Raw genomic sequence first — 4,062 nt, forward strand, 5'->3', positions numbered from 1 at the left:
GATTGGTTGTGAAACGTAATAAGAAATTGTTAGATCTAAAGATACAAAAAAAGCCGCAAACCCATATTGACGGGTGTTGCGGCCTTTAGCTGTTTTGATCTGTTAAGGCGGTATTATTGATGCAGCCTATCTATTCTTCCGCCAGCATCAGTGTGGCCGGCTCCAGCAAAAATTTCTGATCTGTTCGGTCCCCGTCCTTAAGTACAATGGCCTGGATTTTATTTTCCACAGAAACAAGGAATACTGCCTTGTCAAACAACATGTCGTAATTTTCCAGCTGAACCGGATAGCCATTCCGGTTCAACGGTTCTTCTCTGTGGGTTTGCATGGAAAACCAGATGCAGGTGCCGAAATCCTGGTGAAGCTGTTTTAAATCAGAAAGCATATCTGAACGGTCTGTATCAAAATCAAGGCCGTCAATAATCATCAGGGTAGGCAGGGTAAGGGCCGCCCCTTTAAAACTGTTCAGATAATCTCTGATTTTGTTTACATTAAATGTGGACTCGTTGTATGCAATACCTGTTTTGTGATGTTGTATCTCATCCCACAGACGTTCGGCAATCTGGGCGTCAACATAACCGATACTGTCGATAAGATTGGCGTATCCTTCATTATATCTTATGTTGATTTTCTCAATGGTGTCACATAAGCTGATATGAAGCACTTTTTCGTCGCAAAGCAGACGTGTCAGGGCAATTTGAACCAGAAATCCGGTTTTGCCTACGCCAGCCCGGGAAAGTACGGCACCGAACTGACCGTTTATAACTTCGGCGCCAATGATTTTTTTTGCCGGGCTTCTTAAAATGAGGTCATTTTTAAGCATATTTCCTCTCTTATATCAAAAAGGTCTTATTTGTTTTTGGCTGCTCTTTCTTCGGCTTTTTTCTTGGCAATTTCCTCTGCCACAGATAGGGGTGCCTGTTTATAGGAAGAAAATTCCATTGTAAACTGGGCCTTGCCCTGGGTGGCGGATCTTAAAATTGTTGAAAAGCCGAACATGTCGGACAGCGGAACCTGGGATTCAATGACAGACATGGTTCCCTCTTCCTGGGAGCCCTGGATAATGCCGCGCCGCTGGTTGATCAGCCCCATGCAGGCACCCTGGAATTCATTGGGGGTTTCAATCACCACCTTCATAATAGGTTCCATGATTACAGGTTTTGCTTTGTTGTAAGCCTCAAGAAAACCGCCGCGGGCTGCGGACTGGAATGCCATCTCGGATGAATCAACGGCATGGTAGGCGCCGTCTTCCAGGGTGACTTTGATGCCGGTTACCGGAAACTCAAGGCTGGGACCTTTCGCAAGGCAGGCCTCAAAGCCTTTTTGGCAGGCCGGAATATACTGGGTGGGGATGCGGCCGCCGGTGACCTTATTCACAAATTCAAATTCTTCCTCAGTGGGTTCCATAAAGCCTGACACACGTCCGAACTGACCTGCACCACCGGTCTGTTTTTTATGGGTGTAGTTGAAAGGCGCTTTCCGGGTAATGGTTTCCCTGTAAGCCACCCTGGGCTGGCCTGTCATAACCTCGGCATTGTATTCGCGTTTCATGCGCTCCACATATACTTCCAGGTGAAGCTCGCCCATGCCCTGAATAATGGTGTCTCCGGTTTCATGATCCACGTAGGTCTTGAATGTAGGGTCTTCCTTGGTAAACCGGTTCAGGGCCTTGGACATGTTGATTTGGGCTTTGTTGTCCTTGGGCGTAATGGATAAAGAGATAACCGGTTCCATGACGTGCATGGCCAGCATGGAGTAGTTGACACCCGGTGAAACAAATGTGTCGCCCGATGCACAGTCAATGCCGAAAATAGCACCGATATGACCGGCCGGAACAGCGTCCACATCTTCCGTCTGGTTGGAGTGCATACGGATGAGACGGCCGATTTTAACCTTTTTATGGTCCCTGGCGTTTATCAGGGTGTCTCCTTTATTCACACAGCCTTGATAAACACGGATGTAGGTCAGCTGACCATACTGACCGTCTTCCAGTTTAAACGCCAGTGCCACGGTGGGTTTGTTAAAATCACTCTCCAGGATGACAGTTTCTTCGTTATTGTCCAGATCAATGGCCTCATTTTTAATATCCAGAGGGCAAGGCAGATATTTAATAACAGCGTTCAACAGGGGTTGCACCCCTTTGTTTTTATATGCAGAACCCAGGAAAACCGGGGTCATCTCCCGGGCAATGGTACCGGTCCTTACTGCAGACATGATCATCTCTTCGGTAATTTGAGCTTCCTCAAGAATAGCGTCTGTCAGCGCTTCGGAGAACAGGGACACGGCATCAATCATCTCCTCCCTGGCGGTTTCGGCATCATCTCTAAGTTCGGCAGGGATGTCAGCTTCAACCATTCGTTCCCCATTGTCACCCTCAAAATAAAAGGCTTTCATTTTCACAAGGTCAATTACACCCTGGTGCTTGTCTTCAAGGCCTATGGGAAGCTGCAGCATCACGGAATTATGACCGAGTTTATCCTTAAGCTGCTTGCAGACTTTAAGCGGGTTGGCACCTGACCGGTCACATTTATTTACAAACGCAATGCAGGGGACTTGGTAGCGTTTCATCTGCTGGTCAACGGTAATGGACTGGGACTGTACCCCGGATACGGAGCAAAGGATAAGGACAACACCGTCCAGAACCCGCAAGGACCGTTCCACCTCCACGGTAAAATCCACATGGCCCGGCGTGTCAATAATATTAACGGCATGCTTGTCCCATTCACAATGGGTGGCGGCAGAAGCAATGGTAATGCCCCTTTCCTTTTCCAGTTCCATGGAATCCATGACCGCACCTGTGCCGTCCTTACCCCTGACTTCGTTGATTTTATGGATTCGGTTGGTATAAAAAAGAATCCGTTCAGTAAGCGTGGTTTTACCGGAATCAATATGGGCGCTGATTCCAATATTTCTTACCCGTTTAAGATCTCTGATCATTTTGTTTTGTCCTTAAAAATAAAAAATCCTTTGAAACAATACCAGGCGCGACCATTGCCAAAGGCGCAGCCGTCATGTTTCATACTATAGTTTTATTATGATTTTATTAAATTATTCCAGAATATAAAATGCCAGCAAACAAAATAAAAAAAATTAAAATACACTATTTTTCCAATAAAATCAATTTTAATTTTATTGATCGCACGATACACTTATATTTCATTACAAAGAAATTTTGTTGAATTTCAGGAAGGCAGATTATAGGATTGACCCAAAATTTTTGTTTCATGGAAAGTATGGGGGGGGGAGGGCAAACAGGTTGAATTTTCAAAACATAAATGGGTTGTATATATAAATGAAGGAATTTTGCCATTGCCTTGAAAAGGGTGCTGAGGCCCTTGGGTTGAACGTCTCACCGGACCATACGGGTCTGCTGGCTGCCCATGCCCGTGAACTGATGCTCTGGAATGCCAAAATGAATTTGACCGCCATAACCGATATCCGGCTGGTGGCATATAAACATTTTGTGGATGCACTGGCTGCGGCCAGGTTTCTGGATCGGCCTGCACGGATAATGGATATTGGTTCCGGTACAGGTTTCCCGGCCGTTCCCATGAAAGTGGTCTGTCCGGACCTTGATGTCACCATGGTGGATGCGGTGAGAAAAAAGGTCAGCTTTTTAAACCATGTGGTACGCACCTTAAAGCTTGACAACATCAGTGCGCTACATGCAAGAGTGGAAGACCTTGCCAGAGATTCCGGGCATTTTCAGATGTATGATGCAGTGATGGCCAGAGGCTTTGCAGATCTTGGAAAACTTGCAAAGCTTGCCTGTCCCATGTTGGGACCAGGCGGCAGGATTTATGCCCTGAAAGGGGCGAATGCCCTGGAGGAGATCACGCCTGAACTTGAGGCCCAGTTTCACATTATACATAAACCTTACCATCTGCCTTTTGTGAATGCCCAAAGGATTGTTCTTATCCTTGAAATCCGTCAGGCTTATGCGTCAGCACTGTAAATTCCTTATTTTTTATGTGATTGCCCTTTTGGATCCCCGTCATTGACAAGGCAATACAAAAACGCTATTTTATCACGTTTTATGCAGGGATTTACCGTGCATAAAAG

The 4,062-nt window shown here is 46.1% G+C and carries 3 protein-coding genes; 1 reads left to right on the forward strand and 2 read right to left on the reverse strand.

The window, feature by feature from the left end:
* Window positions 1-130 precede the first annotated feature (130 nt).
* Complete coding sequence (locus AB7U36_RS19945) at window positions 131-823, reverse strand: hypothetical protein (RefSeq protein ID WP_428161386.1); 693 nt, start codon at window positions 821-823, stop codon at window positions 131-133.
* 26 nt (window positions 824-849) lie between these two features.
* Window positions 850-2,937 carry an elongation factor G gene (gene fusA / locus AB7U36_RS19950; RefSeq protein ID WP_428161387.1) on the reverse strand — a complete coding sequence of 696 codons (2,088 nt, stop codon included), beginning with the start codon at window positions 2,935-2,937 and terminating at the stop codon, window positions 850-852.
* Window positions 2,938-3,292: 355 nt separating this feature from the next.
* Between fusA and rsmG the strand changes: the two genes are divergently transcribed.
* Window positions 3,293-3,955: a 16S rRNA (guanine(527)-N(7))-methyltransferase RsmG gene (gene rsmG / locus AB7U36_RS19955; protein ID WP_428161388.1), complete on the forward strand. Its 663-nt coding sequence runs from the start codon at window positions 3,293-3,295 to the stop codon at window positions 3,953-3,955.
* Window positions 3,956-4,062: the final 107 nt, after the last annotated feature.

This window comes from Desulfobacter sp. (assembly GCF_050177295.1).